General features: G+C 47.1%; 17 protein-coding genes and 1 tRNA gene. 4 read left to right on the top strand and 14 right to left on the bottom strand.

Annotation, left to right across the window (positions count from 1 at the left end; genetic code table 11):
* Positions 1-22 precede the first annotated feature (22 nt).
* Entirely contained in the window at positions 23-1,768 is a 1,746-nt protein-coding gene (locus tag T495_RS0101340; RefSeq protein WP_033147337.1) for a RagB/SusD family nutrient uptake outer membrane protein, read from the bottom strand.
* Positions 1,769-1,783: 15 nt separating this feature from the next.
* The gene (locus T495_RS0101335) at positions 1,784-4,894 is read right to left on the bottom strand and encodes a TonB-dependent receptor (RefSeq protein ID WP_028903078.1); all 3,111 of its coding nucleotides are present in this window, start codon (positions 4,892-4,894) and stop codon (positions 1,784-1,786) included.
* A 245-nt stretch (positions 4,895-5,139) separates the two neighbouring features.
* Here T495_RS0101335 and T495_RS0101330 point away from each other — a divergent pair, with 245 nt between their 5' ends.
* On the top strand, positions 5,140-6,642 hold the full coding sequence (locus tag T495_RS0101330; RefSeq protein WP_197018805.1) for a substrate-binding domain-containing protein: 1,503 nt from the start codon (positions 5,140-5,142) through the stop codon (positions 6,640-6,642).
* A gap of 109 nt (positions 6,643-6,751) precedes the next feature.
* Positions 6,752-7,408: a uracil phosphoribosyltransferase gene (upp, locus tag T495_RS0101325; RefSeq protein WP_028903080.1), complete on the top strand. Its 657-nt coding sequence runs from the start codon at positions 6,752-6,754 to the stop codon at positions 7,406-7,408.
* A 48-nt stretch (positions 7,409-7,456) separates the two neighbouring features.
* Here upp and T495_RS0101320 read toward each other — a convergent pair whose 3' ends face one another.
* The 12 genes from T495_RS0101320 to T495_RS0101265 all read right to left on the bottom strand — a co-directional run bounded on the left by T495_RS0101320 (position 7,457) and on the right by T495_RS0101265 (position 24,113).
* The gene (locus tag T495_RS0101320) at positions 7,457-8,962 is read right to left on the bottom strand and encodes a DASS family sodium-coupled anion symporter (RefSeq protein WP_081831960.1); all 1,506 of its coding nucleotides are present in this window, start codon (positions 8,960-8,962) and stop codon (positions 7,457-7,459) included.
* Between the two features lie 192 nt (positions 8,963-9,154).
* Positions 9,155-10,162, bottom strand: a complete 1,008-nt coding sequence (locus T495_RS0101315; protein ID WP_028904089.1) for a 2-oxoacid:ferredoxin oxidoreductase subunit beta — start codon at positions 10,160-10,162, stop codon at positions 9,155-9,157.
* Between the two features lie 3 nt (positions 10,163-10,165).
* Positions 10,166-12,010: a 2-oxoacid:acceptor oxidoreductase subunit alpha gene (locus T495_RS0101310; RefSeq protein WP_028904088.1), complete on the bottom strand. Its 1,845-nt coding sequence runs from the start codon at positions 12,008-12,010 to the stop codon at positions 10,166-10,168.
* A 211-nt stretch (positions 12,011-12,221) separates the two neighbouring features.
* Positions 12,222-12,294, bottom strand: a tRNA-Pro gene (locus T495_RS0101305).
* A gap of 79 nt (positions 12,295-12,373) precedes the next feature.
* Positions 12,374-14,428 carry a hypothetical protein gene (locus T495_RS0101300; RefSeq protein ID WP_155993380.1) on the bottom strand — a complete coding sequence of 685 codons (2,055 nt, stop codon included), beginning with the start codon at positions 14,426-14,428 and terminating at the stop codon, positions 12,374-12,376.
* On the bottom strand, positions 14,406-15,287 hold the full coding sequence (locus T495_RS0101295) for a hypothetical protein (RefSeq protein WP_033147334.1): 882 nt from the start codon (positions 15,285-15,287) through the stop codon (positions 14,406-14,408). The genes T495_RS0101300 and T495_RS0101295 overlap by 23 nt, the downstream gene beginning before the upstream one ends.
* The gene (gene murF / locus T495_RS0101290; RefSeq protein WP_033147333.1) at positions 15,284-16,615 is read right to left on the bottom strand and encodes a UDP-N-acetylmuramoyl-tripeptide--D-alanyl-D-alanine ligase; all 1,332 of its coding nucleotides are present in this window, start codon (positions 16,613-16,615) and stop codon (positions 15,284-15,286) included. The genes T495_RS0101295 and murF overlap by 4 nt, the downstream gene beginning before the upstream one ends.
* Positions 16,616-16,626: 11 nt before the next feature.
* Positions 16,627-17,985: a caspase family protein gene (locus tag T495_RS15000; protein ID WP_028904084.1), complete on the bottom strand. Its 1,359-nt coding sequence runs from the start codon at positions 17,983-17,985 to the stop codon at positions 16,627-16,629.
* 9 nt (positions 17,986-17,994) lie between these two features.
* The gene (locus tag T495_RS14995) at positions 17,995-19,617 is read right to left on the bottom strand and encodes a caspase family protein (protein ID WP_081831959.1); all 1,623 of its coding nucleotides are present in this window, start codon (positions 19,615-19,617) and stop codon (positions 17,995-17,997) included.
* 7 nt (positions 19,618-19,624) lie between these two features.
* Positions 19,625-21,421: a caspase family protein gene (locus tag T495_RS14990; protein ID WP_081831958.1), complete on the bottom strand. Its 1,797-nt coding sequence runs from the start codon at positions 21,419-21,421 to the stop codon at positions 19,625-19,627.
* 11 nt (positions 21,422-21,432) lie between these two features.
* Positions 21,433-23,607 carry a WG repeat-containing protein gene (locus T495_RS0101270; protein ID WP_081831957.1) on the bottom strand — a complete coding sequence of 725 codons (2,175 nt, stop codon included), beginning with the start codon at positions 23,605-23,607 and terminating at the stop codon, positions 21,433-21,435.
* Positions 23,604-24,113, bottom strand: coding sequence for a hypothetical protein (locus tag T495_RS0101265; protein WP_033147331.1), 510 nt, complete (start codon positions 24,111-24,113; stop codon positions 23,604-23,606). The genes T495_RS0101270 and T495_RS0101265 overlap by 4 nt, the downstream gene beginning before the upstream one ends.
* A gap of 91 nt (positions 24,114-24,204) precedes the next feature.
* Here T495_RS0101265 and folP point away from each other — a divergent pair, with 91 nt between their 5' ends.
* Positions 24,205-25,005 carry a dihydropteroate synthase gene (folP, locus tag T495_RS0101260; RefSeq protein WP_028904079.1) on the top strand — a complete coding sequence of 267 codons (801 nt, stop codon included), beginning with the start codon at positions 24,205-24,207 and terminating at the stop codon, positions 25,003-25,005.
* An 18-nt stretch (positions 25,006-25,023) separates the two neighbouring features.
* Complete coding sequence (gene cdaA / locus T495_RS0101255; protein ID WP_033147330.1) at positions 25,024-25,803, top strand: diadenylate cyclase CdaA; 780 nt, start codon at positions 25,024-25,026, stop codon at positions 25,801-25,803.
* The last annotated feature ends 3 nt before the right edge of the window (positions 25,804-25,806 follow it).

Genomic DNA, 25,806 nt, shown 5'->3' with positions numbered 1-25,806 from the left:
TTTTTAAATCTTAACTCGATTCTTACCACTGTCCACAGTTCTGAGTGTAGTGTCCGTTAGATGCTGCCATCTGCTCGAATGGTACAGGCAGGTACTCGTTCTTGTTGGCTGTAAACTGCGATCCGCTCAGGAAGTTCATCTTCTCACTCTCTGTAGAGTAGTACTTGTTAAGTACAGTTGCTGCATCGCCCCAACGTACCAGGTCGAAGAAACGCTCACTCTCCATTGCCAGCTCCAATCGGCGTTCCATCTTTATTATCTTCATGGCCTCGTCCTTGCTGTAGTTACCGTTGTACTTACCTACTGCATAGTGTACGCCATATTTATTAGGATAGTTAGAAACGATGCTGTTTGTAGCCATACCAGCTGCACGCTCGCGAACCTGATTTACCAGGGCGATAGCCTCAGAAATCTGTCCCAGTTGAGCCTGTGCCTCAGCACGCATCAACAGAACGTCAGCATAGCGTAGAACGATGCGGTTCATCGAACTTGCCCACTGTGAATCGCACAGATACAGATAGCTGTCAGTAAGAGATGGATCAACATTCTGCTTTAGCGATACAAAGTATCCGAATGTACCACCTGAGCGGCTCCATGCGTTGCTCTCGGCAATCATAAAGCTTGGGTTGAACATATATGGAGTACCAGGTACACCTACTGTTACAAACAGTCTTGGATCTACAGTCTGTGTTGAGCCTACGGTGTATTCTTCGTCTGCAAAAGTGTCGAGCATTGGCAGACCGTCGCTGTTGGTGCGATAGGCACTTACCAGATTGTGCGATGGCTTATAGAAGTCGCAACCAGAGTCGTGTACCTTAGGAATACATGGAACAATCAGTCTGTAAGAGAAGTTCAGATTGCCATAAACTGTACCATCGTTTCTAGAGTACTGGATAGCCCACAGACTCTCCTTGCCGTTCTCGTACTGCTCCTCAGGACGGAAGTTGTTGTGCATATCTGGCTCCAGACCATAGCCGGCCTTGGTATAGATGGCTGGATTGGTGTAATCTACAACCTTCTGCAGGTCTGCCTCGTTGATGGCTGTTACCTGATTGCTGCTGGCATCGTCCTGACGATATGCCTTATACAGATATACCTTAGCCAGGAATGCTGCACAAGCGGCCTTTGTTGGGCGTCCCTTCTCAGTCTGAGCTTCTGGCAGTACTGCGTAGGCATCCTCCAGATCGTTGATAATCTGCTGCCAACCCTCGTCGTTGGTATACTCTGTGTTCGAGAGATTATTGTAGTCCTCTTCCTGCATGTTTGGCTTGTTCACAAATGGAATCTTCTTAAATAGTCGCTTCAGCTGGAAGTGGCCGTATGCACGCAGGAACTTCATCTCGGCAGTACGCTGCTGTATGGTAGCATTCTCCTGATCGGCACTTGCCAGAATATCAAGCGACAAGTTAACGCGTGAAAGATAGTTGTAGAAGCGATTCCAGATAGAACTGAAAGGCCAGTCGGTAGTCATTACGCCAGTACTCTTTTCTAGTCTGTGGAAAGGCTCACCATCAGAGAAGTCTGAACCGCCAACGTATGCGTCGTCGCTTCGTGTGTCGTAGTTCCAGAGTGAGAACGATGCGTTCATATCCTCAATCGAAACCAGTCCAGCGTATGCTGAAATCAGCACGTTGTCGATATACTCAGGGTTCTTTACCTCGTCCTGAGTCAGCGTTGCCTGTGGCACCTGTTCCTCCAGGAAATCAGAGCAGGCAGTAAGACCGCAGATTACGCAGATTGCGCAGATTGTTCTATATATCGTTTTCATAATCGTTGCTATATTTTAGAATGAAACATTAAGTCCGAATGTAAGATTGAGGGGAATAGGATAGTTGAATCCAGGGTTCTCAGGATCTGCACCTGTAAACTTGTTGCTCTTGATAGTGATCAGGTTCTGAGCCGAAGCGTAAAGACGTATGCGGTCTGTGTGTAGCTTGTCTGTCACCTTCTTAGGTATGTTGTAACCCAACTGTATGGTGCGCAGCTTCACGTAACTACCATTCTCTATATAGTAAGATGAAACACGTCCTTCATTGTTTGTATCCGATGTGGTGAGTGCAGGGATGTTGCTGCCAGGATTAGCTGGGCTCCAGGCATCGAGTGCTCGCTTACCCTTGTTCAGATAAGGTACGTTGATGGCTGAGTTGGCCCAGAAGTCGGTCTGCGACTTATATCCGCGACAGTCTACATCAACACCCTGTACGCCTTGCCAGAACATAGTCAAATCCCAGTCCTTATACTGCAGATAGATGTTCAATCCCCAAGTGAAGTCGGGTGTTGGATCGTAAATCCAGTCCTGGTCGGCCTCAGTAATAACGCCGTCGCCATTAAGGTCCTTATAGCGTATGCGGCCCAGGCCAGCACCTTCCTGTGTAGCATGATTATCAATCTCCTCCTGACTCTTGAAGATCCCGTCGTAGATGTAGCCTACCTGCGAGAACATAGGATGACCTACAACACTCTTCACACCGTTACCACCATACTTACCGTTGGCAGCTACTGTCTCAGGCAGTTTTGTTATCTCGTTCACATATTTACTGATGTTTCCGTTGATGTCCCACGAGAAACCATTCTCCAACTGGTGGCGATAACCAATGCTCAACTCCCAACCGTTGTTCTTTACCTCGCCGGCATTGATCCACTGACCAGAACCTTCACCCATAGCTGCGATACCTTCCATGAAGAGCAGAATGTCGGTAGTCTTCTTATTGAACCAGTCGAAACTACCATAGATTTCGTTTCTCAGCATAGCGAAGTCTAGACCGATGTTATGCTGTGTGGTTGTCTCCCACTTGATATCGTCGTTGCCGCGCTGATTGCGTACGTAACCGTTAGCCAGATCGTATCCGCCGTTTTTACCGCTAATGTCGTATGATGAACCAGCCTGTCCGCTGCCCCACAGTCCTGTTGATACAACGCTCTTGTAGAGGGTGTAGCGTGCTGTGTTCGAAATCTCCTGGTTACCAGTCTGTCCCCAAGAGTAGCGCAGCTTCAGATTGTCGAGCCAGCCCTTTGTCTTAGCCATAAACTTCTCTTCTGAGAGGCGCCAGCCTGCAGATACTGATGGGAATGTACCGTACTGGTTGTTTGTACCAAATCGGCTCGAACCATCTCGACGGATAGTAAAGCTAGCCAGATACTTGTCATCATAGGTATAGTTAACCTTTCCGAAGAAAGATACAAGACTGAAACCTTCGCCTGAACCTTCTGCCAGTTGCTTGCCTGCACCTGCACTTGGCCACATGTAGTCGGTGTTAAGAATAGCCAACTCATAGCGCTTGGCACTGTTCCACTTGTAGTCCTGACGATTCACCTCAGTACCAATCATGGCGTCGCCACGATGTTTGCCGATCTCAAGATTATAGGTAGCTATGGCGTTCCACATCCAGCGCATCCAGTGCTCCTGCTTGCTCTCTACGGCACTATCGGTACGCTTTACCTTACCATTTTCGATAGGGTAGGTAAAGAATCGCTGCTCTTTCTGTGTGTAGTCCATACCAAGAGTGGTGCGAATCATAAAGTTCTTGAATGGAGTGATGCTCAGATGTACATCGCCGAATGAGCGCCACTGTGTATATTCATTGTCCTTTGCATTGTCGATCATGCTCAGTGGATTCTCGCGCTCAGAGTAAGCACCCAGTGCCTGAGCATATTTGCCATTCTCTGCATAAATAGGGAAGTTTGGATTGAACTCCAGTGCGTGCTCCAACACACCACCGGGAGCGTCAACACCCTTTGTGCGGTTCATAGTGAAGTTCTCACCAATGATCACCTTGCCGTCGAATAACTTATAGTCTGCATTAGCACGAGCCGACAGGCGGTTGAAGTTACTTTTCTTAATGGTTCCCTGGTTGTCGTAGTAGCCCAGTGAGAAGAATGAGCTTCCCTTCTCCGATCCATTGCTTACAGAGAGATTATACTGCTGTACCACACCTGTGCGTGTAATTTCATTAAACCAGTCTGTATCACCTGCACGTACACTGGCGTTCTCGTCCAGATACATGTTCATAGTCATATTATTCAGTACGGGATTGCCCTTAGCGTCGTAACTCCAGTCGTAGTTGTATCCCAGATTGTTGTTGCTTGGGTTCACACCGTCGTTCACGCAAGCCTGCCAGTAGGCGCGTCCCCACTCACTGGCGTTCATAGTCTCAATCTTATTGGTATAGAATGATGTAGCAACGCTACCGTCGAAGTTCACCTTCACCTTGCCATCCTTACCCTTCTTGGTGGTGATAATGATCACACCATTGGCTGCACGGCTACCATAGATACTGGCTGAGGCAGCATCCTTCAGCACCTGGATGCTCTCGATATCATTACCGTTCAACTCGTGCATACCAGCTTTTGTGGGTACGCCGTCGATAATGTAAAGTGGATCGTTGTCGTTCAGGGTTCCAACACCACGTATACGAACCGTAGCAGCACCTGATGGATTACCATCGGCTGTGATATTCATGCCTGGTACACGACCTTGCAGAGCCTTCATCGGGTTGTTTTCGTTCTGCTTGGCTATTTCATCCACGCTTACGGTCGAGATGGCACCAGTCAGGTCTGCCTTACGCTGGGTGGTATAACCAGTTACTACCACTTCTTTCAGTAGTTCGCTGTCCTCTTTCAGCGTTACCTTCATACCTTGTTGTGCTGGCGCCTCCTGTGTCTGGTAGCCAATGTACGAGATAACGAGGATAGCACCTTCGTTTACTTTTAAGGTGAAGTTTCCATCGAAATCAGTCACAGTACCGTTTGATGTTCCTTTCTCCTTCACTGTGGCGCCGATGAACGATTCTCCTGTAGCGTCGACCACCGTACCACTGATCTCTGTCTGAGCGTACATTATAGTACTCATCAGCAAGAGTGCAAAACTCAGAAACATTTTCTTTAGTTCTTTCATTGTTGCTTGTTTTAATTGTTAGTACTCATTTGATTTTAAATTTCTGCTGCAAAAGTACAAATGTATCGTTAGCACAGCGTTAAAATATCGTTCATCCCGTTCAAAAATTGTTTCAATGTATCATTTTTGTTATCAAATGAACGTTTTTTGTTAGTATCTGTTGGCAAATATACAAAAATTACGCAAGAATGTCTTGTATATCAGAACTTTTTTTTATATTTGCCAACATAAAACTTAAGACGATTATGAGGAACTTATCAATTTACCTTTTTACGTTTGCTGCAGTCCTGCTGATGGGTTGCAAGCAAAACGAACCTAAATATATAATAGGTGTTTCACAATGTTCTGAGGATATATGGCGTGATTGGCAGAACGCCGAGATGAGAATGGAGGCTAACTTCCATGAGGGCGTAGAACTACGTTTTACTGCTGCTCACGACGATTCTGAACTTCAGAGTAAACAGATAGACAGTCTGGTAGCGAGTGGTATCAGTCTGCTGATTGTGGCTCCTAATCAATTGACATCGGTATCACCTGCCATCGACCGCGCATACGACAAGGGCATACCTGTTATCGTGTTTGAACGTAAGACAGACTCACGCAAGTATACCGCCTTTGTAAGTGCCGACAACTACGAGATGGGACACATAATGGGCGAATATATCGCAACACAGCTTAACGGCAAGGGTACTATCATGGAGATTATGGGCCTTAAAGGTTCGTCTCCCGCCGAGGAGCGTTATAATGGTTTTCACGTTGCCATAGCATCTTATCCTGAAATCAAGGTTGTGACCGAGATACAAGGTGACTGGACTGAGCCTACGGCTTATGAGGCAGTGAAGAACTGGAAAGGTGATTTGAATGGCATCGATGTTGTGTTTGGTCATAATGACCGTTCTGCCATTGGTGCCCGTAAGGCGTTCGAAGAGCGTGGCGCCAGACTGCCGATGTTCTGTGGTATTGATGCTTTGCCAGGAGTTGATGGCGGTATTCAGCAAGTGCGTGATTCGCTGCTTGATGCATCGTATATCTATCCTACACGTGGCGACCAACTGCTACAACTGGCCATCGACATACTCGATGGTAAACAATACCAAAAGGAGACGATGCTCACATCAGCTCTCGTAACTCGTGATAATGCAACGGTGCTGCTACTTGAAAGCGACGAGGTAGTGCGTCAGGCTCATAATCTTAATAAACTTCAGAAAAAGGCTGCTGGCTATCTTGAACAGCTGTCAACGCAGCGCACCATCTCGCTGTTGGCACTCTTTGCTATTGCTCTGTTAGCCCTTGCCCTTGTACTCTTTATCCTGTATTATCGCAGTAAGGTTTCGGCTCAGCGCGAACGCATCGTCAATAATCTGTGGAATATGGAAGCAGAAAACGTAGCTAAACAACCTGTAAGACAACAACCTACAGTCGAAGAGCCAACTCAGGAACCGCTGTTCATTATCCGATTCAAGGATGTTGTTGAGGCTCGTCTTTCAGATAGCGATCTGAGTGTTGACGATTTGGCCGCAGCCATGAATCTCAGTCGCGTGCAGCTATATCGTAAAGTAAAGGCCATCTCAGGTTCTTCGCCTGTGGAATTGCTGCGTACAGCCCGATTAAATCGCGGTTACCAGTTATTGGTGAAAGGTGATAAAACCATCTCTGAGGTTGCCTACGAGGTTGGTTTTACTGCTCCCAGCTACTTTACCAAATGCTTTAAGGAAGAGTTTGGAATCAGTCCTTCCGATTTGTCCTGACGATAAAAACGTTACTCTTTGTCGTTTTTTCTGTATTTTCTTGCGATTGAAGGAAAAAAGTTGTACCTTTGTGGCGTTTGAATGATCGGACAAATAACGAAATAGTATGATTGAAGTTGTAGATTTTAGTAAGACTAACTCGGTGATCAACCTGTATATGGCTGAGCTGAGAGACAAGAACTATCAGAAGAACCGACTGCTGTTCCGTCATAACATCAAGCGCGTAGGCGAGATGATGGCGTACGAACTGTCGAAGACACTGGAGTACAGACCGAAGACGGTGACAACACCACTTGGCACACTGGATATCCAATTGCCAAAGGAGGATCTCCTGATTGCTACCGTATTGCGTGCAGGACTTCCCTTCCATGAAGGCTTTATTAATGTATTCGACCACGCCGACAATGCCTTTGTATCGGCCTATCGTATGTACACCAACCGTGAGCATACCGAAGTAGGCGTACATACAGAGTATCTGGCTGCACCAAGTGCCAAGGGAAAAACACTGGTAATTGTTGATCCCATGCTGGCGACAGGTGGCTCGATGGCAGCAAGTATCGAGGCACTGGTAAGAACGGGCAAGCCTAAGAAAATCCATGTGGCTTGTGTGATTGCTGTGCCCGAGGGTCTTGAGGTCGTAAAGAGTGCGCTCCCTGATGGCTCTACCATCTGGTGCGCTGCTATCGACCCAGGCATGAACGAACATAAATACATCGTTCCTGGCTTCGGCGACTGTGGCGACCTCTGTTACGGAGAGAAGTTATAAGAAAAAAAAAGAAATCCCACTCAATCGAGCGGGATTTCTTTTTGTATGTTAGATGAGGTGAAGTGTTCCCATCAGGTAAACCAAACCGAAACCTAATACCATCGAAACAATACCCATGATGATACCAATCTTCGACATGTCGCTCTGCTTTACGTAGCCCGTAGCAAATGCCAGTGCATTTGGTGGGGTAGAGATGGGCAGAATCATGGCTGATGAGGCTGCGATGGCCACACCGATCAGGATGGTTGATGTGCCGCCGATAGGTGCCAGCTTGTCGCCCATAGCACCGCAGACCATTGCCAGAATAGGCATCAGCAAAGCTGCTGTAGCTGAGTTTGAGATGAAGTTACTGAGCAGGTAGCAGATAGCACCACCAATCAGCAGGATGAGCAGGGGTGAGAACTCACCGAAGGGAATGCTCTCTACGGCATTGGCGGCCAAACCGGAAGAGTTAAGACCATAACCCAGTGCGAAACCACCGGCTACCATCCAGATAACACTCCAGTTAATCTGCTCAAGGTCGCGCTTATTGATAACGCCGGTCAGGGCGAAGATACAGAATGGAACCATGGCCACTGTATTGGCGTTGATGCCAGTGATCTGGTCTGAAAGCCAAAGGAGTACAGTAACGATGAATGTAATGATGACTACTGTTGACTGGAAACCCTTCTGCATGCCACCGTCGATTTTCAATTCTATCGTCTTCTGACTGAATGGGAAGAACTTAAGCAGCAAGCGCCAGCTGATGAACAGCAGTAGAATCACGAGTGGGAACATGAACATCATCCACTGTCCGAAACCAAGACCCATATTCAATCCCTCAGGATCGTTCAGATACTTCAGGGCAATAGAGTTTGGAGGTGTACCGATAGGGGTACCCATACCACCAAGGTTGGCAGCAACAGGGATACTCATGGCCAAAGCAATACGACCCTTTCCCTCGGGTGGCAACTGGTGGAACACAGGGGTGAGGAATGTCAGCATCATAGCCGCTGTGGCAGTGTTAGATACAAACATTGAGAACAGACCTGTGATGAGCAGGAAGCCCAGGAGTACCATCTCACTACGTGTGCCGAAGGGGCGGAGCAGAACTTTTGCCAACTGTGCATCAAGACCAGTTTTGGTAGCGGCAATAGCCAGTACGAAACCACCGATAAACAGCATGATGATAGGATCGGCAAACGAAGCCATCACACCTTTGTGCGAGAGCAACTTGCCTACTACTTCTGGGTCGACCATAGGTTTGATACCGCTGTCGGAGCAGAATAGCAGCATCAGTACGATGATGGCAATCGATGTGGCCCACGATGAAACGACTTCAAGTATCCACATCAGCGTGGCAAAGGCAAAAATAGCGATGACGCGCTGCTGGATAACGGTGAGGTTCTGGATGCCGAACCACTCGGATGGCATATTCCAAAGTAATAAAGTGACGAGCGCTACCAAAGCAATCTTGATAGCACGTTTGGTACCATCAGCAGGATGGTATTTACGCTGGTGACGCATTTTGTGGTACGTCTCAACGAGATGAAATCCTTCGTAAATGTGAAACATATTGTTGTAAAGCTATAATTTAATATTTGGTTTTAAGTGAAAAAATTCGAGCGCAAAGGTAATCATTTTATTAATAATTAGAAATTAAGTGTCAGAAGAAATATCGGATAATGAGTGTATATTAACACAAAATCATCCCCATAGCCATCTGCCATGGGGATGATTGATATGTGGAGTTTACAAACTCGCGGTTTATTCTACTGTCCAGATGTCGTTGGTCTCGAGCAGCTCCTCGAAGTTGTGATATTTCTTCTGAGCAGCTACCTCAGCCAGCTGTGCGTGAACGGCATCGTTGTAGGTAGGAGCCTCAACGTCGCGAATCACACCGAGGGCGATGGGGAAACCATCCTCAGGAGTCATCATAGCGAGTTTCAGCTGCAAGGTGTTATCCTCGCAGTGAGCATCGTGAACCAGTACATCGTCGATGGTGTAACCGTCCTTGCCAATCTCTACCACCTTCAAGCCGAAGCCCTGCTGTACAAGTCCGAACTCATTGTTCTCACCGAATACGAGCTTCTCGCCGTGACGTACATAGATGGCGTTCTTCTTACGGCCCTCGTTGTTGTAAACCACATCGTGGCAGTGGTCGTTGAAGATAACACAATTCTGCAGAACCTCAGTTACACTTGCACCTTTGTGCTCGTAAGCTGCCTTCAGAACCTCAACAGTTCCCTTTGCATCAGTAGCCACGCAACGGGCGAAGAAGTGTCCGCGAGCGCCGAAGCAGAGCTCTGCAGGGCGGAAGGGATCCTCAACGGTTCCGTAAGGGCTCGACTTTGATACGAAGCCGCGGGGTGAGGTGGGTGAATACTGACCCTTGGTCAGACCGTAGATGCGGTTGTTCAGGAGAATCATGTTCAGGTCGATGTTACGACGGTTGGCATGGATGAAGTGGTTACCACCGATAGCCAGTCCGTCACCATCACCAGATACCTGCCAAACAGTCAGGTTGGGATTAGCTACCTTAGCACCGGTAGCGATGGCAGCGGCACGACCGTGGATGGTGTTCATGCCGTAGGTAGCCATATAGTGAGGCAGACGGCTTGAACAGCCGATACCAGAGATGACTGCTACGTTCTCGGGAGCTACGCCAATCTCGGCCATAGCCTTATGGAGTGAAGCCAGGAAGAAGTGGTCACCACAACCAGGGCACCAACGAGGCTGGCCTTTCTTGAAATCTTGTGCTGTATAACTCATAATTGTTTACTTCTTTAAAATGTCCTCGAATGCGTTCACTAACTCTTCTACTACGAAGGGCTGACCCTTTACCTGATTGAACTGGTAAGGTACAAAGCCATCAACCTTCATGCGAAGGTAGGCAGCCAGCTGACCCATGTTCTGCTCGGCTACTACCACCTTCTTGTACTTCTTCAGTACGTCGGCAGTGTTCTTTGGCAGGGGGTTCAGATACTTGAACTGTGCCTGAGCCACCTTGTAGCCCTTAGCTTTCAGCTCATCCATAGCAGAGTGCAGGTGGCCGTAGGTAGAACCGAAGCCTACAATCAGCAGGTCGGCATCGGCGTCGCCGTCAACTTCGAGGTCGGGCACCTGGATATTGTCAATCTTCTGCTGGCGCAGACGAGTCATCAAATCATGGTTCTCTGGGTTGGTAGAGATAGCACCGGTGTTAGAGTCCTTCTCCAGTCCGCCCAGGATGTGAGCAAAGCCCTCACGACCAGGAACAGCCCAGTAGCGGGTGCCGTTCTCTGCACGCATGTAAGGTGTCCACTTTCCCTTCAGCTCCTCGGGAACGTATGGAGGATTGATGGCATCGAGCTGAGCCATCTGTGGCAGCTTGAATGCGCCAGAGCCATTAGCGATATAAGCATCGGTGAGCAGTACTACTGGTGTCATGTGCTCGAGAGCCATCTTAGCAGCCTGATAAGCAGCGTCGAAACAGTCGGCAGGACTGGTAGCGGCCAGCACTGGCATAGGGCTTTCACCATTACGTCCGAACAGAGCCTGCAGTAGGTCGGTCTGCTCACTCTTGGTTGGCAGACCAGTAGCAGGACCACCACGCTGTACATCGAGAACAACCAATGGAAGCTCCATGATAACAGCCAGGTTCATAGCCTCGCTCTTCAGGCAGACGCCAGGACCAGAGGTCGAGGTAACACCGAGAGCTCCGGCGAACGATGCACCGAGTGCTGATGCACAACCGCTGATCTCGTCCTCGCACTGTACGGTGATGACACCGCATGACTTGTGCTTAGATAGCTCGTGCAGCACGTCGGTTGCAGGAGTGATAGGATAAGAACCAAGGTAAAGGCGCAGACCAGCCTTTTCGGCAGCGGCGATGAAACCATAGGCGGTAGCCTTGTTACCAGTGATATCCATGTAGCGTCCAGGGGTCTTCTCCTTGGTCTCTACACGGTAAACGTTGATGGCATTAGAGTGAGTGTTGTGACCGTAGTCCCAACCGGCCTGAATGACCTTAATGTTTGCCTCTGCAATAGCGGGCTTCTTGGCAAACTTCTCGCGCAGGAAGTTTGCTACGAGGTTCAGGTCACGATCGAACAACCAGCATACGAGTCCGAGAGCGAACATGTTACGGCATTTCAGCATAGCTTTGTTGTCCATGCCGCTGTCGGCCAGACAATCCTTTACCATGGTAGTCAGTGGGCACTGGATAACACGGTCGGGGTCGATACCCATCTCGCCCAGATAGTCTTCTGTGGCAAACTGGGCCTTCTCCAAGTCCTTTGGACCGAATGAGTCGGTGTCGATGATGATCGTTGCACCAGGTTTGGCATAGCGATACTGAGTTTTCAGCGCTGCAGCGTTCATCGCTACGAGCACATCGCACTTGTCGCCAGGGGTGTACACCTTACCAGCACCGATATGTACCTGGAAACCAGACACTCCTGTAAGCGAGCCTTGCGGGGCACGGATATCGGCTGGATAGTCGGGGAATGTTGAGATGCCGTTACCAACGGTGGCACTGACCGTAGAGAAGATGTTTCCAGCAAGCTGCATACCGTCGCCGGAGTCACCAGAGAAGCGTACGACCACTTGGTCAAGCTCCTTCACTTCCAATGTTTCTGCCATAATATTCAGTTTTGTTTCTAACGTTTCTAACTTACGGGGTGCAAATTTATTCATTTTCAATGGAATAGCCAAATTAAAAACAAAAAAAATGCATATTTTTATAAGAATTCATAAAAACGCTTATAAATATACGTTTTTATGTGATAAATATGCAAACACAAGAAAAGGTGATCGAATCATCGATCACCTTCTGCTTCTTTTGACTTGTAAGTCGGGATGAGGCGACTCGAACGCCCGACCCCTACGTCCCGAACGTAGTGCGCTACCAACTGCGCTACATCCCGATTTCTCTAAAATCGCATGCAAAGGTACGCACTTTTTTTGAATTATAAGCATAAAAAGGGATAATTTTAACAAAATCCCTTATTTATGCTTGGAATAGTATTTGCGGAACTGCGCGAAGTCATCGCACTTGGTGACGTATGCAGCTTCGCCAGGGGTTGTGGTTATGAAATTATACAAACTCTGGAATGCACGGAATTGTGGCGACTGACGATGATACAGCGTGATAAAGTCACCGGTCTGCTCGTTCCATTCGTTGCTGGTCCATAGCTTAGCGCCAGGTGTGGCGTTATAGAGCTCTTGCCAGCCCATGGCGAACAGGGCTTTCAACTTCAGGTCTTTATCTTTGCTCATGGCAGTCTTTTGCAATAGCTCCACAGCCTTAGCGCCAAAGTCGGTTTCATTTACACGTACCGAGTCGTAGGCGCTCTGACCGTCTCTAAGCAACCACCAGCAGTCGCCCTTGATACTGGCCTGAGCATAGCGTATAGCCAGATTGTAGTAACGCTGTTCGAGCGCTTTGCCTTGTAGCAGTTGGAGTGAGCCCTCTAACGTCTGCATCTCCTTACAGAACACGAGCTTGATGTTCTTGGTCCACTGATAGTTGCGTTCGTCGGCTTTGCTGATGTTAAGCCACTGGCGCTTCATCCAAGGTTCGATGTCGTATCGGCGCATGAGCGAATAGTAGAGGTATGCCCAAGAACGATTACTATTATAATAAGTTACGGGGATTTTTTTCAACCACTCGATGGCTTTATCCCATTGGGCTAAACGCATATACTTGGTACCGATGAGTTCTACGTATGATGAGTCGTTGATGCGTATCTGACTTTGCAGGAATTTGTCAAACGATTTTTTAGCGGGATTCTTGGTGTAGGAGTAGAACTTCTCAAGACGATCTACACGCATGGTGTCGATATAGCTATCATACTCGTTGTTGTTGGTGATAAGCATCAGCGCTAACATCTGCTCGGGCTTGTCCTGATAGTGTGGTATGATGGCTTGGTGCGAGAGACGTGACATTGCTCGGTAGAAGAAACCATCGGATTCCTGCTGTTTGGATAGCAGCCATGACAGTTCGGTGGCGAAATAATTGTCGAACTTATCACTGGATTTGGCGGTAGCTGTGGTGATAAAGAATTGCAACACACGGGCATTGTCCTTCATACGCTGGGTTCCTTCTAATTGCATAGCGGCATTGATGTCCTTTAAGGCTTCCTGTTTCTTGCCCGACAGGTATTCAAGCCATGCCTTGGCACTCTTCCACATCACGGGTGATGTGGTTTTGCCTTCACGTACAACCTGTTCGCAGAACTGCTGCATCTGTCTCGACTCCTGCTGGTTGATGTCACGGATGAAGAGCTTGCCTCCGAGGTTACCTTCGGTCTTAGCATCTTCGGCTTCCTGGGCGTTGTTAACAAAGTCCTGTAGCAGGAATGGCAGAACCTTGGCATTGGCGTTCTGTTTGTACTGATCGCTAATGGCTTGGTATGAACGCTTCTTGTAGTAAATAGTCATCAGACTATTGTAGTCGTCCATCTCAGCGAAAAGTTCTCCAGCTTCGGCTGTGTGGCCAGTCTTGTAAAGGGCTCCGGCATAGATGTTCTTCATCATGTCCTTATAGACAGTTTCGATATACTTGCTGGCAGTCTGTTCCCAGAATTTGATATTTTCCTGATGACGGTTAAGCATCATGTTACAGCGCATGTAGAGCAAGGCGTGCTGCGAGCGCAGTTTTGTCTTGGTTTTGCTAAGGGCATAGGTGCGAACGGTCTGCAGATCGCGTTGCTGGGTACTGATGGCTTTGGGTGTGGGGTAGTTCCATTCGTACTGCTTACTTTGTTCAATGTCAACACAGTTCAGGTACTTCTTTAGGTTCTGCAGGTAGCTTACCATCAAAACATCACCCTTTTTGCGGGCGGCTTTGATGGCATCGTCGGCATTGAACCAATAATATTCCTCGGTAGAGCCAAGGTAGGCCTTCCAGTTGTCATTGCAGATACTTTCTACACGGTTTTTAAAGTCCTGCTGTTCATACATGCTGAACAGATATGGATTAGTGGTGTCGTACCACAGACATGCCATCATGGGCAGTGAACATACACATAAAAGGTTAATGACGATAAATTTCTTCATAGGTTTCGGTCTTATATCTATTAATATTATCTGTTTCCAAATGGTAAGTGATGATAGCACGACTCAGATCGGGACGTTCGGTCTCTATGGCGTGCTTGACTTTGAGTATCTCGGCAGCTTCTACAGTATGTTCTACCCTGACGTTGTGGATGTTGCGGATCCATTGGTAAACAGGGTAGGCAGCGGCAAGGGGTAGCTGATAATGGTTGAGCCTGCCAAGATAGGGATACACGTCGCGATAGTCGAGGATGGGGTTACGCTCCTGCCACTTGCGTGGATCGCCTGTGTTATAAACCATCAGTACACCGTAATCGACAGGCGGTACAGGCATCGACAGTTGGTGCAATCTTATGGTGGTGGACAGATGATGGGATGTGGAGGATAGGTGATGGCGTACTTCTTCCAGAAACTGATAGTAAGTGGCTCGGCTTTTCGATGTGTAGTCGCAGTCTATCTGTATCTCGTGAACGTTTGTAATCTGATTCGTCTCGTTCATCTGCAGGATGCGGTCCACAATCTTTTTGGCCAGATCATAATGCAACTGGTGCATACAATCCTCGGTGATATAGACGGTAGGGATGAGTTCGATGCCTTCGGGCAGTTTGTCTGAGAAAGTGATGGTGGCATTGGGCTTGGGCTCAATGCCATCATCGCTCATCACTACATCAAAATAGCGACAGTATACCTTATTAATATGGTGCTGCTGTAAAAAGATGCGCTCGGTAGAGTCGAGATGCAGATCGGTGCGCCAGTAGTACACGGCATTACCTTCCTCAAGTGGTCTCGGGGTGCTTTGCTTGGTGCAACTTATCAGCAGCAACAGCAAACTGAAGCATGCTATGTACCTCTTGGTGTTCACAGCAGTTCGGGCAGTTGGTAGAGTTTAGTGCTATTGGATCCCTTGATAAGGATGTAGTAACCTGTGGGTTGTTCGGCCGCGATGGCAGCTTTCACCTCCTCTACGTCCTTAAACTTACGGAAGTCGCATTGGGTCTCCTCGAACTCTTCGCCTACCAGCCATACGGTCTTGATATCCGATGTCTTCAGATAGTCAACTACATGCTGGTGTTCTTCGGCTGAAACCTCACCAAGTTCTCGCATGGCACCAAGGATGGCCATTTTGTTGTCGGCCTGCATGATTTTGAAGTTCTCAAGGGCAGCCTGCATCGACGAGGGATTGGCGTTATAGGCATCCACTATCAGGTGATTCTTCTCGGTGACGGTCATCTGACTGCGATTGTTGGATGGCTCGTATTCCTCGAGGGCCGCCACAATTTTCTTGCGGTCAACACCGAAGTTGATTCCTACGGCGATGGCAGCTAAGAGGTTATCGATGTTGTACGATCCAATGAGCTTGGTTTGTACCTTGTGCCACTTGGTGCTGCGCCCCTCGTCTTCAAGTACCATCAGTGGTTCGCGCCAACGGAATTTCAGGAAGGGGTTGCACTCTATAATCTCACCCGAGATGCATGAATACTGGTTGTCGGGATCAGTCGAGTAGGGCGATAGCCACAAATCTTCGTCATCACTGATCTGGTTCATCAGGTGTTCGTTGTCGGCATTAATGAAAATGAGACTATCCTCACGACTGCGTAGGAAATCGTAGAGCTCGCACTTGGTCTTGATAACACCTTCGAACGAACCGAAGCCCTGCAGGTGGGCACGACCAACGTTGGTAATCAGTCCGCAAGTAGGCTCTGCGGTCTCGACGAGCGTCTTGATATCGCCAGGATGGCTGGCTCCCATCTCTATGACGGCTATCTCGTGCTCCTTGTTCAGACGGAACAGAGTCTTGGGTACGCCGACATCGTTGTTGAAGTTCCCCTGAGTATAGAGTACGTTGTATTTCTGCGAGAGCACTGCTGCGATGAGCTCCTTAGTGGTTGTCTTGCCGTTGGTGCCTGTGATGCCGATGACGGGGATGTCGAACTGGCGACGATGCTCACGAGCCAGATCCTTGAAAGTCTGCAGACAGTTATCAACCTTAATGATGCGGGGATCGTTGGCCACGTCTTCATCCACGATGGCATAGGCACAACCCTTTTCGAGTGCTTGAACGGCAAACTTGTTTCCATTAAACGACTCACCTTTCAGTGCTAAAAAAATGCTTCCTTTTGGACAGTCACGACTGTCGGTTGTGATGCAAGGGTGCTGCTGATACAGCTTGTATAATTCTTTAATATCCATATTAAATATACTTATTTTAATTTCAAATTCTTCCATGAACCAGTCAATGCCGTCGAAGCGTTGACAAATGGTGTTTGTATCTTGTTATTCTTTTCAAACGAATCTCGTTTTACCTCTTTGGTCAGATAGTCATATAAATCACCCAACGTTACATTTCCTTTTGAGTCCTGTAACTTCTTTAATATGTAATAGGTAAATAACCCATGTTGTTGTGACTTTAGGGCAAAGGCTGTCTCGTCGCCTTGTGCAGCTGTGAATACCACCATGTTGCCTTGAGGGATTGATGGCTTGGCCTTGATTGCCACGCCACGGGCTGACGCCAACATGTCGCCTTCTCGTTTGCCACCATTGAAGCAGGCATCCAAAAACACCGTAATCCGTTCAGAAGGAATAGCACCCAACTCTTGGTATAGCTTGCTGAGCGGATAGGCTGACTCGATATCGCCACTCATACCATCGACAGGTAACAGATAAGTGGTCTTGGTGGCTTCGTCGGGAATACCGTGCCCGGCATAATAGAAGATGGCTTTTCCTTTGCCATTGGTTACCTCCATCGCTTTTGTCAACCATCGGACTGCCGTCCGTATTTTATTGAGACCTGCATTAGCGATATAGTTGACTTGGTTATCAGGTACTCCAAAGGTTCGTTGTACATATTCTTTGAAGATTTCCGCGTCGTGCTCAGCATATGGCACAGTCGCATCTTCTGCATACTTCTCGTTGCCGATAATCACGGCAAAAGTGTTTTCTTCGTATTGTGAAGCTACTGGGATATTCTGGTCCACGCCGGCAGCGGCTGCCAACAGACGTTGTTGTTCTTCTAACCGCTCGTTAATCTTTTGTAAATATGCCTTGGCTTTTTTTGAGTTCTTATTCTTCTCCAGTACTTTTTCAAACCACTCCTTGGCTTTTTGATTGTCTTGCTGTAGTCCTGTTCCGGTATAGTAGCTATATCCCAAATGCATCATACCATTGACATTACCTTGTGTGGCTGCTTTCTGATACCATTCCACTGCCTTTTGCTCATCAATGGGAACACTCTTTCCTGCCTCATAGCATACGCCCAGATTGACTTGGGCGGGGGCATAACCTTGAATGGCTGCCTTCTGAAACCAGAAAAAGGCCTTTTCTTTATCCGCAAAGACACCATTACCTTTATCGTAGCAGACTCCCGTCATGTTCTGGGCAGAGTCCAATCCCAGCTCTGCCGCCTGACGGTAGAGCTCGAAAGCTTTTTCATCGTTCTTGTCCACTCCTTTGCCCTTTTCATATTTCTTCGCCTGTTGGTAAAGATATAGGGCATTTTCCTGGCCCTGCGCCATCAGGGCGAAAGCTAAGACAATGAAGAGTATGATACTTCTTTTTTTCATGACTCCTTTTTACTTTAATGTCAAACCACGCCATGTGTTCTGCATGCCAGCAGAAGGTAAGATGGTGGGTGTCTGCACTTTATTGTTTTCTACAAACGACTGCCGCTTAACTTCTGTTGTCAGGTAGTCGCCTAACTCGCCTAAGGTTGCATGACCTTGTGTCTCCTGCAGTTTCTTCAGCAGATAGTAGGTGAACATACCGTGCTTCTGCGACTTGAAAGGATAAGCCGTCTCGTCACCCTGGGCTGCTGTGAAGACTATCATCTTCCCCACAGGTGTACTCTCCTTTACCTTGATGGCAACTCCACGGGCTGATGCCATCATGTCGCCCTCACGCTTGGCGCCGCTGAAACAGGCATCGAGGAAAATAGTGACACGCTCTGCAGGTAAGACGCTCAACTCCTTATAGAGACGAGTCAAGGGATAGGCAGACTCTACATCACTTCCTATGCCATCGACTGGTAGGAGATAAGCCTCCTTGTTGCCCTCGTCAGGAATGCCGTGACCTGCATAATAAAGGATGATTCTTCCCTTTCCGCTCTGTGCTTCCATCGCTTCCTTCAGCCATCTGACAGCGCTACGGATTTTATTCAGTCCGGCGTTAGCCATAAAACGGATATGATTTTCAGGGACACCCAGCGTCAGTTGTACATAATCCTTGAAGATTTTGGCATCGTGTTCAGCAAATGGTACTGCTGCCTCACTCTCATATTGTTCGTTGCCAATAATGACAGCGTATGTATAAGTATCTTGTGTGTTGCTGTGAGGAATGTTTTCATCCACATTGAGCACAGCACCTTTCTTGGGCATTACCGGCAATGATTCTTCGGTAGGCGTTTTTTGTTGTTGCTTAGCCAACGTGCCCTCCTGCTGTTTCTTCTTGGCCTTCTTCAGCCAAGGCTCTGCTAACTTAAAGCCGTTGCTGGTTGCCTTTTCCAGCCAATAAACAGCTTTGTCAAAATCCTGCTGTGTGCCTTCTCCGTTATAATAGCAACGTCCTAACATGTACTGTGGACTACCAGCGTATGCACTCTTTGTCCCATGTTGTGCGCCTCTATTGTACCAATAGAAAGCTTGCTTTTCGTCTATTTCAACTACTGTGCCAGTCTGATAGAACAAGCCCACCATTGCCTCTGCAGCAGCCACAATGTTTATGTCTTCCGGCTGGGGAAACTCAACGATCTTACGATACATGGCAAGGGCTTTTTTATTGTCTCTTAGACTACTGATGCCCGTGTAATAAATGTTTGCCAGAAACAACATCAATTTTATTGTTCCCCTTCCCTCTTCTACGACCTGCTCGCCTTTATGTACCCAGTAAACAAGTTCTTCCTTGTTGGTAAACTGTGCGAAAATATCTTTGCTATTATCAGTGGCCGTTATCATCAATAAGACAGCAGTTGGGTGTCCTTGTTCGGCTGCCTTGCGAATCCATGAAAAAGCATACTCTACATCCCTCGAATCCAGGCTCGTTGCCACTTGGTACTGTGCTTCGGCATCTCCCTTCTTTGCTGCGTCAATATATTTGTCATATAACGCTTGGTTAACAGGAGGATACTTCGATTCCTGAGCGCAGACAGTCATTAAGGTTATTGTCAGCAGCAGAATGAGTATGTATAGTCGCCTTTTCATGTCACTCTTATTTTAATTTCAAATTCTGCCATGAGCCAGCCAATGCCGTCGAAGCGTTGACTTTTGGGGTTTGCTTTTTGTTGTTGATGACTACCGACTGACGTTTCACTTGCTTGGTGACATACTCTGTCAGTGTGCCCATATCCACATCGCCTTCTGTGGCTTGTAACTCCTTTAATAAATAGTAGGTGAAAAGGCCATGGTGCTTCTCCTCCAACTGGTGAGCGGTCTCGTCGCCTTGTGCAGCTGAGAACACGATCATGTTGCCTTGTGGGGCTTCGTCCTTCACTTTGATGGCCACGCCACGTGATGATGCTAACATCTCGTCTTCGCGCTTGGCACCACTGAAACATGCATCCAAAAAGACAACAGATGACTTTAGTTTCATGGCGGCCAGCTCCTTATAGAACTTAGCCAGATTGTAGCCAGTGGTGGTGATGTCGGAGGCATTGCCATCGATTGGTAATAGGTAAGCCGTGGACTGTTTCTCGTCGGGGAATCCATGTCCGGCGTAATAGAAGATGATACTTGCTTCGCCATCATAGGCGTCGGCTACTGATTTCATCTTCTCAACAGCCGTGATGATATTGCCATAGGTGGCATCCTCGTAGAGATTGATGTTTTTCTCTGGAATGCCCAATGTCTTTTTGCAATATTCCAGGAACATACGACCGTCGTTCAGCGAATAAGGTACTGGCGCATCGGGGTAGTTTTCGTTGCAGATGATAAAGGCAAACGTGTTTTCTGCCTGTTTCTTGGCTACGGGAATATTGGAATCTACATCCGAATCGGGCTTGGGATACCTGCTGACAGCAGGACCTTTTACTTTTTTCTTGGTGTCTGTTTTACTCTCAGCAATCAGTATCTGTGAGGCATCCTTTAATGGATTCTTGATGAGTTTGGCTTCACCGTCTTTCTTGACTGTAGCTACGTCGTTGGAAAATTTGATTGGGGCATCGTATTGGCAAGCCATGATTTCCTTATCTTGATACCACAAACCCCATTTCCCGTCTTTTAATACCGTATACAATAGTCTATTGCTATTGTCTGCATGCTCTATGCCCTGATACATGTTGAAGGGAACTGCCAGTTCTCCGTTTTCATTAAAAACTACGAAGGATTTGTTTTCCTTTCCTTGTCTGATTTCGAACATTTCATAGCTGCAGTCCTCTGACGATGCGCGTAGGATGTTGTATTTGCAGGGGACGATGAGCTCTCCTTGCATTGAATAGATACCCTCTGTACCTTGATCCAGCAGACTTCCTGATATAGAAACGAGAATGCAATGCTTATAATATATCAAATGTCCATAGTTGCAGGGAATCAACTCCTTACCTTGATGGGTATATAGGCCATGGAGTGTTTTTGATGGCGTTCTTTTTTGAACTTCAATGAAGTTCTCTTTCGGCAGGATATACGAGAATTCGCAAGACAGAATCTCCTTGCCCTCCAATGATAAAAAGCCCATCCACATAGATGTTGGATTCGTTTTGTAGTTCCTGCCAATAAAGCCATACGGCGTGTAGTCAATCCCTTCATATTGATGGAATGGTGTTAATTGCTTTCCCTCGAGAGAGAATGCAGCAACCGTATTGTCAAAGTCATGAACTCTGATAAGTGGCTCTTTGCTTAAGTCATATGGTATCTCACACCAATGATATTCAATGGGGATGATGAGTTTTCCGTTTGGGTCGACCACGCCCTGTTTCTTGAAGTTGTCATCGTATTTGATTTCATACTTCTGCGCTTGAACACTGACACCGATGGTGCATAGAATGGTAAGAATGAATGCTATTCGTTTCATGATGCCTCAGTTTAGAATTTAACTTTATCCCATGCGGATATCTTATCGGATACGATCACCTTGGGTGTCTGCATCTTGTCGTAAGCCGACATGGCATTCTTCTTTACCCAACTGGTAGCATAATCAGTCATCTCCTTGATGGTGCAGTTGCCTTTGCTCTGTTGTAACTTCTCTAACAATGCGTAGGTAAACAGACTATGACCATAGTCTTTGCTGGAGTAGGCTGTCTGGTTGCCATCACACGACATGGTGACGATGGTCTTGCCTTCGGCAGATACATCCTTGGCCTTGATGGCTACACCACGATTGGCTGTGAGTGGTTGACCGTTCTTGTCGAGATTGGAGAATGGGGCATCAATGACAACCCACATGTTCTGTACATTGGCACTATTAAGAGTACTTAGCAGGTTCTTTACTTCATAGCCTGTCTTGTCGAGAGCCAGCATCGAAGCATCGGTCGACAGCAGGTAGCGCTCTGTAGTCTTCTCGTCAGTAGCGCCTAAACCAGAATAGTAGAAGATAATCTGTGCATCGCCCTCGTACACGTCGGCAATGTCCTGTAACTTCTTTACGGCGCCTAACATGTTGCCATAGGTGGCATCCTCGTAGTAGCGCACGTTGCGCTCAGGTACGCCTAAGGTCTTCTTGCAGTACTCGGCGAACACCTTACCATCATTGATGGAGTAGTCGGCTCCTTTGAAATTAGTATAGTTCTCGTTGGCAATAATGAAGGCAAACAGATTCTCATTCTTTTTGCTTGTGGTAGGGATATCCTTGTCGATGGGTGATCCATCGCCACCATTAGCCAGCTTCAGACTAGTTCCTTTCAGAGGGTGTTCTAAGAAGGCGTTCACACCATCCTTTACAACTTGTGCAACACCATCCTTGAAGTCGAACACACGATCGTATTGTGGTGCAACGATCTCATTGCACATGGCGTCGATGTAGCCCCATTTTCCACCTTCGTAATAAACAAAGTCGTCATGGTCGTCCTTTATACTTATGACACAGCCTTTGTTAAAGGCGTATACACCGTCCTCTTCTTGTTTCAATAGGTCGTACTTACAAGGAACGATTTCCTTTTTCTTTTTTAAATCATAAACACCCCATTTCCCTTGTTTCCGGATGGTGTATTTGTCGTTGTCTTCATCATATGTGTATTCCAAACCTTTGCATACGATAACGGTCTGTTTTTCCTTGTTGTAATTCTTGATGTATGGATACTTGCCACATGGAAGGATCTCTTTTAGTTCCTTACCATCAAAAATTCCAACCTTTCCTGGCTGGCCTTTTGCACCACTTGGGCGATGTATGATAAAGCTGTTACCATTTCGTAATTCGTCCATGTCTATATCGTCATAGATACATGGAACAACCTCTTTTTGTTTCGAAATGTCGTACACACCATCCTTCTCGTTCTTCTCAACCCTCATCAATGGAGAGTCCATCAGTTTTTTGAGAAAGAGACCTGTGTCCAAGTCGTACTCGCATGGAATGACCAACTTGAAGTTCTTGTCCATTGCGCCACCCTTGTCACCGATCTTGACCAAGAAGTAACCTCCGGAACTTTTGGCATACCATGTATTAATAGTAGTATAAAGGTTGGGAGCAACCATGATACGTCCTTCGTTATTGCAGATGCCTTTATAATCATTCTGTGTTAAGATAAAATGAGCAATCCTTATGTCGTAATCTATTTCGTCATAGATGCATGGTACGACTAACTTCCTGCTATTGAGGTTGTAGAGTCCCCATTTCTTGTTCATCTGTACGGTAAAGCAGGGTACGTCGTACTCTTTATAATAAAAGGACATGATAGTTGAATAGTTGCATGGCAGTATTTCTTCGTTATGCAAGCCACGAACACCATACCATCCGTTCTTATTTGTTACTATAAACATATTGCCAATTCGACTCAGTGTTTTCCATGCAGGCGGAATCAGTTCCCTGCCGTTCTTATCGCATGCGCCATAATAGGGTATCACTTTGGTGATTTCAGTCCTATTGGCATTGTAGACTCTTTCAGTCTTTGCAACCTTAAACCATCCGCCATTATCTGATTCGTAAGTGACATAGAATTCACTGTATTTCTTTTTTAGCTGTTCCATGACAGTCTGCACATCTTGTCCTACAGCCGCTATAGCGACTGTTATCAGCATCATGAGTAAAGTGATTCTTGTTTTCATTGTTTATTCGTTTCGTTAGAGTTGCCTTTGTTCAGATTCTTGGTGTATATCCATAGGGCGATGCCTAAGACGAAGAGGATGAGGAAAAATAGTAGGCGCTGCTCTTGGTGGCTGGCTTCAAACGTGAAGTAGAACCACACGATGTCGATGAGGAAGATGACAAGTCCTCCACCCAGAGTGATGGCAGCTGCTTTCATGATGTTGGTTTTCGAAGGACGATCTTTGAGACTTTTACGGAACTTACCGAAGACTACAAAGGTGGGTGTCAGCGCTGATAAAGCACAGATGCCGACAACGATGTACCAGATTGTTTGGCGACGCTCGCGTTCTGCTTCCTGTTGTTCCAGCTGTACTCTTAAGCGGTCGAATTGTTCGAGCTGATGCCTGACATCATCGGTCATGTAGCTCTGATACAACGTGTCGAGATTGATAGACGTTGTATCAGCTTGTGTTGTCATGGTGAGCATGACTGTCAAGCAGAGAATAAGCAGAAGTCTTGCTTTCATGCCGCAAAGATAGCTATATTTCATCAAAAAAACAAAATATTATAGAATAATAAGCGTTGATTGACGTTTTTTTTGTACCTTTGTCGCTGATATGGACTATACGCTGAATCTTAAAGGTAAGTTAATGGATCTCAGCACCCCTCAGGTGATGGGTATCCTGAACGTCACACCCGACTCTTTTTATGCAGGCAGTCGCGTGCAGACGGAGAGTGAAATCGTGCGGCGTTGCCATCAGATAGTCGACGAGGGTGCCAGCATGATTGATGTAGGTGGCTATTCAACCCGTCCGGGTGGAACAGAGGTCACTGAGGCCGAGGAAATGGAACGTCTGCGTTTCGGATTGGGGATTATCCGCCGTGAGTTGCCCGATGCAGTTATCTCGGTAGATACCTTCCGCCCTGATGTGGCTCGAATGACGGTCGAGGAGTATGGGGCCGACATCATCAACGATGTAAGTGAGGGCTGCGAGACCATGTATCGTCTGGTGTCAAGATTGCACGTACCTTATATATTAATGTCGCAGCAGCCTACGTTGAAAACGATGTTGATGTCGTTTGCACGTCAGGTACAGCAGTTGCGTGACTTTGGTGCTTGTGATATTATTCTGGATCCGGGGTTCGGTTTCGGCAAGACCCTCGAGCAGAACTATGAGATCATGAATCAGATGGAACGTTTGCAAGTGATGGAACTGCCATTGTTGGTAGGCATCTCGCGCAAATCGATGATATACAGGCTAATGGGTATTACACCTGAGGAGTCTCTAAACGGTACGACAATGCTCAACACCGTATCGCTGATGAAGGGTGCTGACATCCTGCGTGTTCACGATGTGAAGCAGGCTGTGGAGTGCGTCAGAATGATGCAGGCGTTAAAAGGTCAAAACATGAAATAGTCAAATCGTCAGGTAAGCATGCTTTTCGAGTTCGGAATTAAGGATTTTGTCGACATTTTGCTTGTAGCGATGATACTTTACTACATCTACAGGCTGATGCGAGAGTCACGTTCACTGAATGTGTTCATTGGCATTCTGGTGTTCATTATCACGTGGCTATTTGTGTCGCAGGTCCTTGAGATGCGCCTGTTGGGCTCAATCCTCGATAAGTTGGTCGGTGTGGGTGTTATCGCACTGATTGTACTCTTTCAGGACGAAATCCGCAAGTTCCTTTATAATGTGGGGGCGCATCGACGTATGAGGGCGTTTGTTAAGCTGTTTTCTTCGAAAATTGATGGTGAAGAGACTAAGCGAGCCCTTAAGGAAACGATTATGCCGATTGTGATGGCTGCGATGAATATGAGTCGTGGTAAGGTGGGCGCATTGATTGTGATAGAGCGTACGATGCCCCTTGATGAGGTTGCTGGAACAGGCGATCTGATAGATTCGAACATCAATCAACGATTGATTGAGAACATCTTCTTCAAGAATTCGCCACTTCACGATGGTGCGATGATTATTTCCAAGAAACGTATCAAGGCGGCTGGATGTATCCTGCCTGTGAGCCATGATATGGATATTCCCAAGGAGTTAGGCCTGCGACATCGTGCTGCAATGGGTATCTCACAGGAGAGCGATGCTGTGGCAGTTGTCGTGTCTGAAGAGACTGGTTGTATCTCTATTGCCGTAGGTGGGCATTTCCGCTTGCGTTTATCGGCCGAGGAGTTAGAGAGCTTCCTGACAAAAGAGTTAGAATAAAAA

The sequence above is a fragment of the Prevotella sp. P6B1 genome, from assembly GCF_000702825.1.
Classification (GTDB): Bacteria; Bacteroidota; Bacteroidia; order Bacteroidales; family Bacteroidaceae; genus Prevotella.
Note: the sequence above shows the minus strand (reverse complement) of the source record. Positions and strands in the feature narration are given on the sequence as shown.

Coding starts and splice junctions, on each gene's coding strand:
- T495_RS0101340 (WP_033147337.1), bottom strand. CDS start 1,768: ATGAAAACGATATATAGAACAATCTGCGCAATCTGCGTAATCTGCGGT.
- T495_RS0101335 (WP_028903078.1), bottom strand. CDS start 4,894: ATGAAAGAACTAAAGAAAATGTTTCTGAGTTTTGCACTCTTGCTGATG.
- T495_RS0101330 (WP_197018805.1), top strand. CDS start 5,140: ATGAGGAACTTATCAATTTACCTTTTTACGTTTGCTGCAGTCCTGCTG.
- T495_RS0101320 (WP_081831960.1), bottom strand. CDS start 8,962: ATGTTTCACATTTACGAAGGATTTCATCTCGTTGAGACGTACCACAAA.
- T495_RS0101310 (WP_028904088.1), bottom strand. CDS start 12,010: ATGGCAGAAACATTGGAAGTGAAGGAGCTTGACCAAGTGGTCGTACGC.
- T495_RS0101300 (WP_155993380.1), bottom strand. CDS start 14,428: ATGAAGAAATTTATCGTCATTAACCTTTTATGTGTATGTTCACTGCCC.
- murF (WP_033147333.1), bottom strand. CDS start 16,615: ATGGATATTAAAGAATTATACAAGCTGTATCAGCAGCACCCTTGCATC.
- T495_RS15000 (WP_028904084.1), bottom strand. CDS start 17,985: ATGAAAAAAAGAAGTATCATACTCTTCATTGTCTTAGCTTTCGCCCTG.
- T495_RS14995 (WP_081831959.1), bottom strand. CDS start 19,617: ATGAAAAGGCGACTATACATACTCATTCTGCTGCTGACAATAACCTTA.
- T495_RS14990 (WP_081831958.1), bottom strand. CDS start 21,421: ATGAAACGAATAGCATTCATTCTTACCATTCTATGCACCATCGGTGTC.
- T495_RS0101270 (WP_081831957.1), bottom strand. CDS start 23,607: ATGAAAACAAGAATCACTTTACTCATGATGCTGATAACAGTCGCTATA.
- T495_RS0101265 (WP_033147331.1), bottom strand. CDS start 24,113: ATGAAAGCAAGACTTCTGCTTATTCTCTGCTTGACAGTCATGCTCACC.
- folP (WP_028904079.1), top strand. CDS start 24,205: ATGGACTATACGCTGAATCTTAAAGGTAAGTTAATGGATCTCAGCACC.
- cdaA (WP_033147330.1), top strand. CDS start 25,024: ATGCTTTTCGAGTTCGGAATTAAGGATTTTGTCGACATTTTGCTTGTA.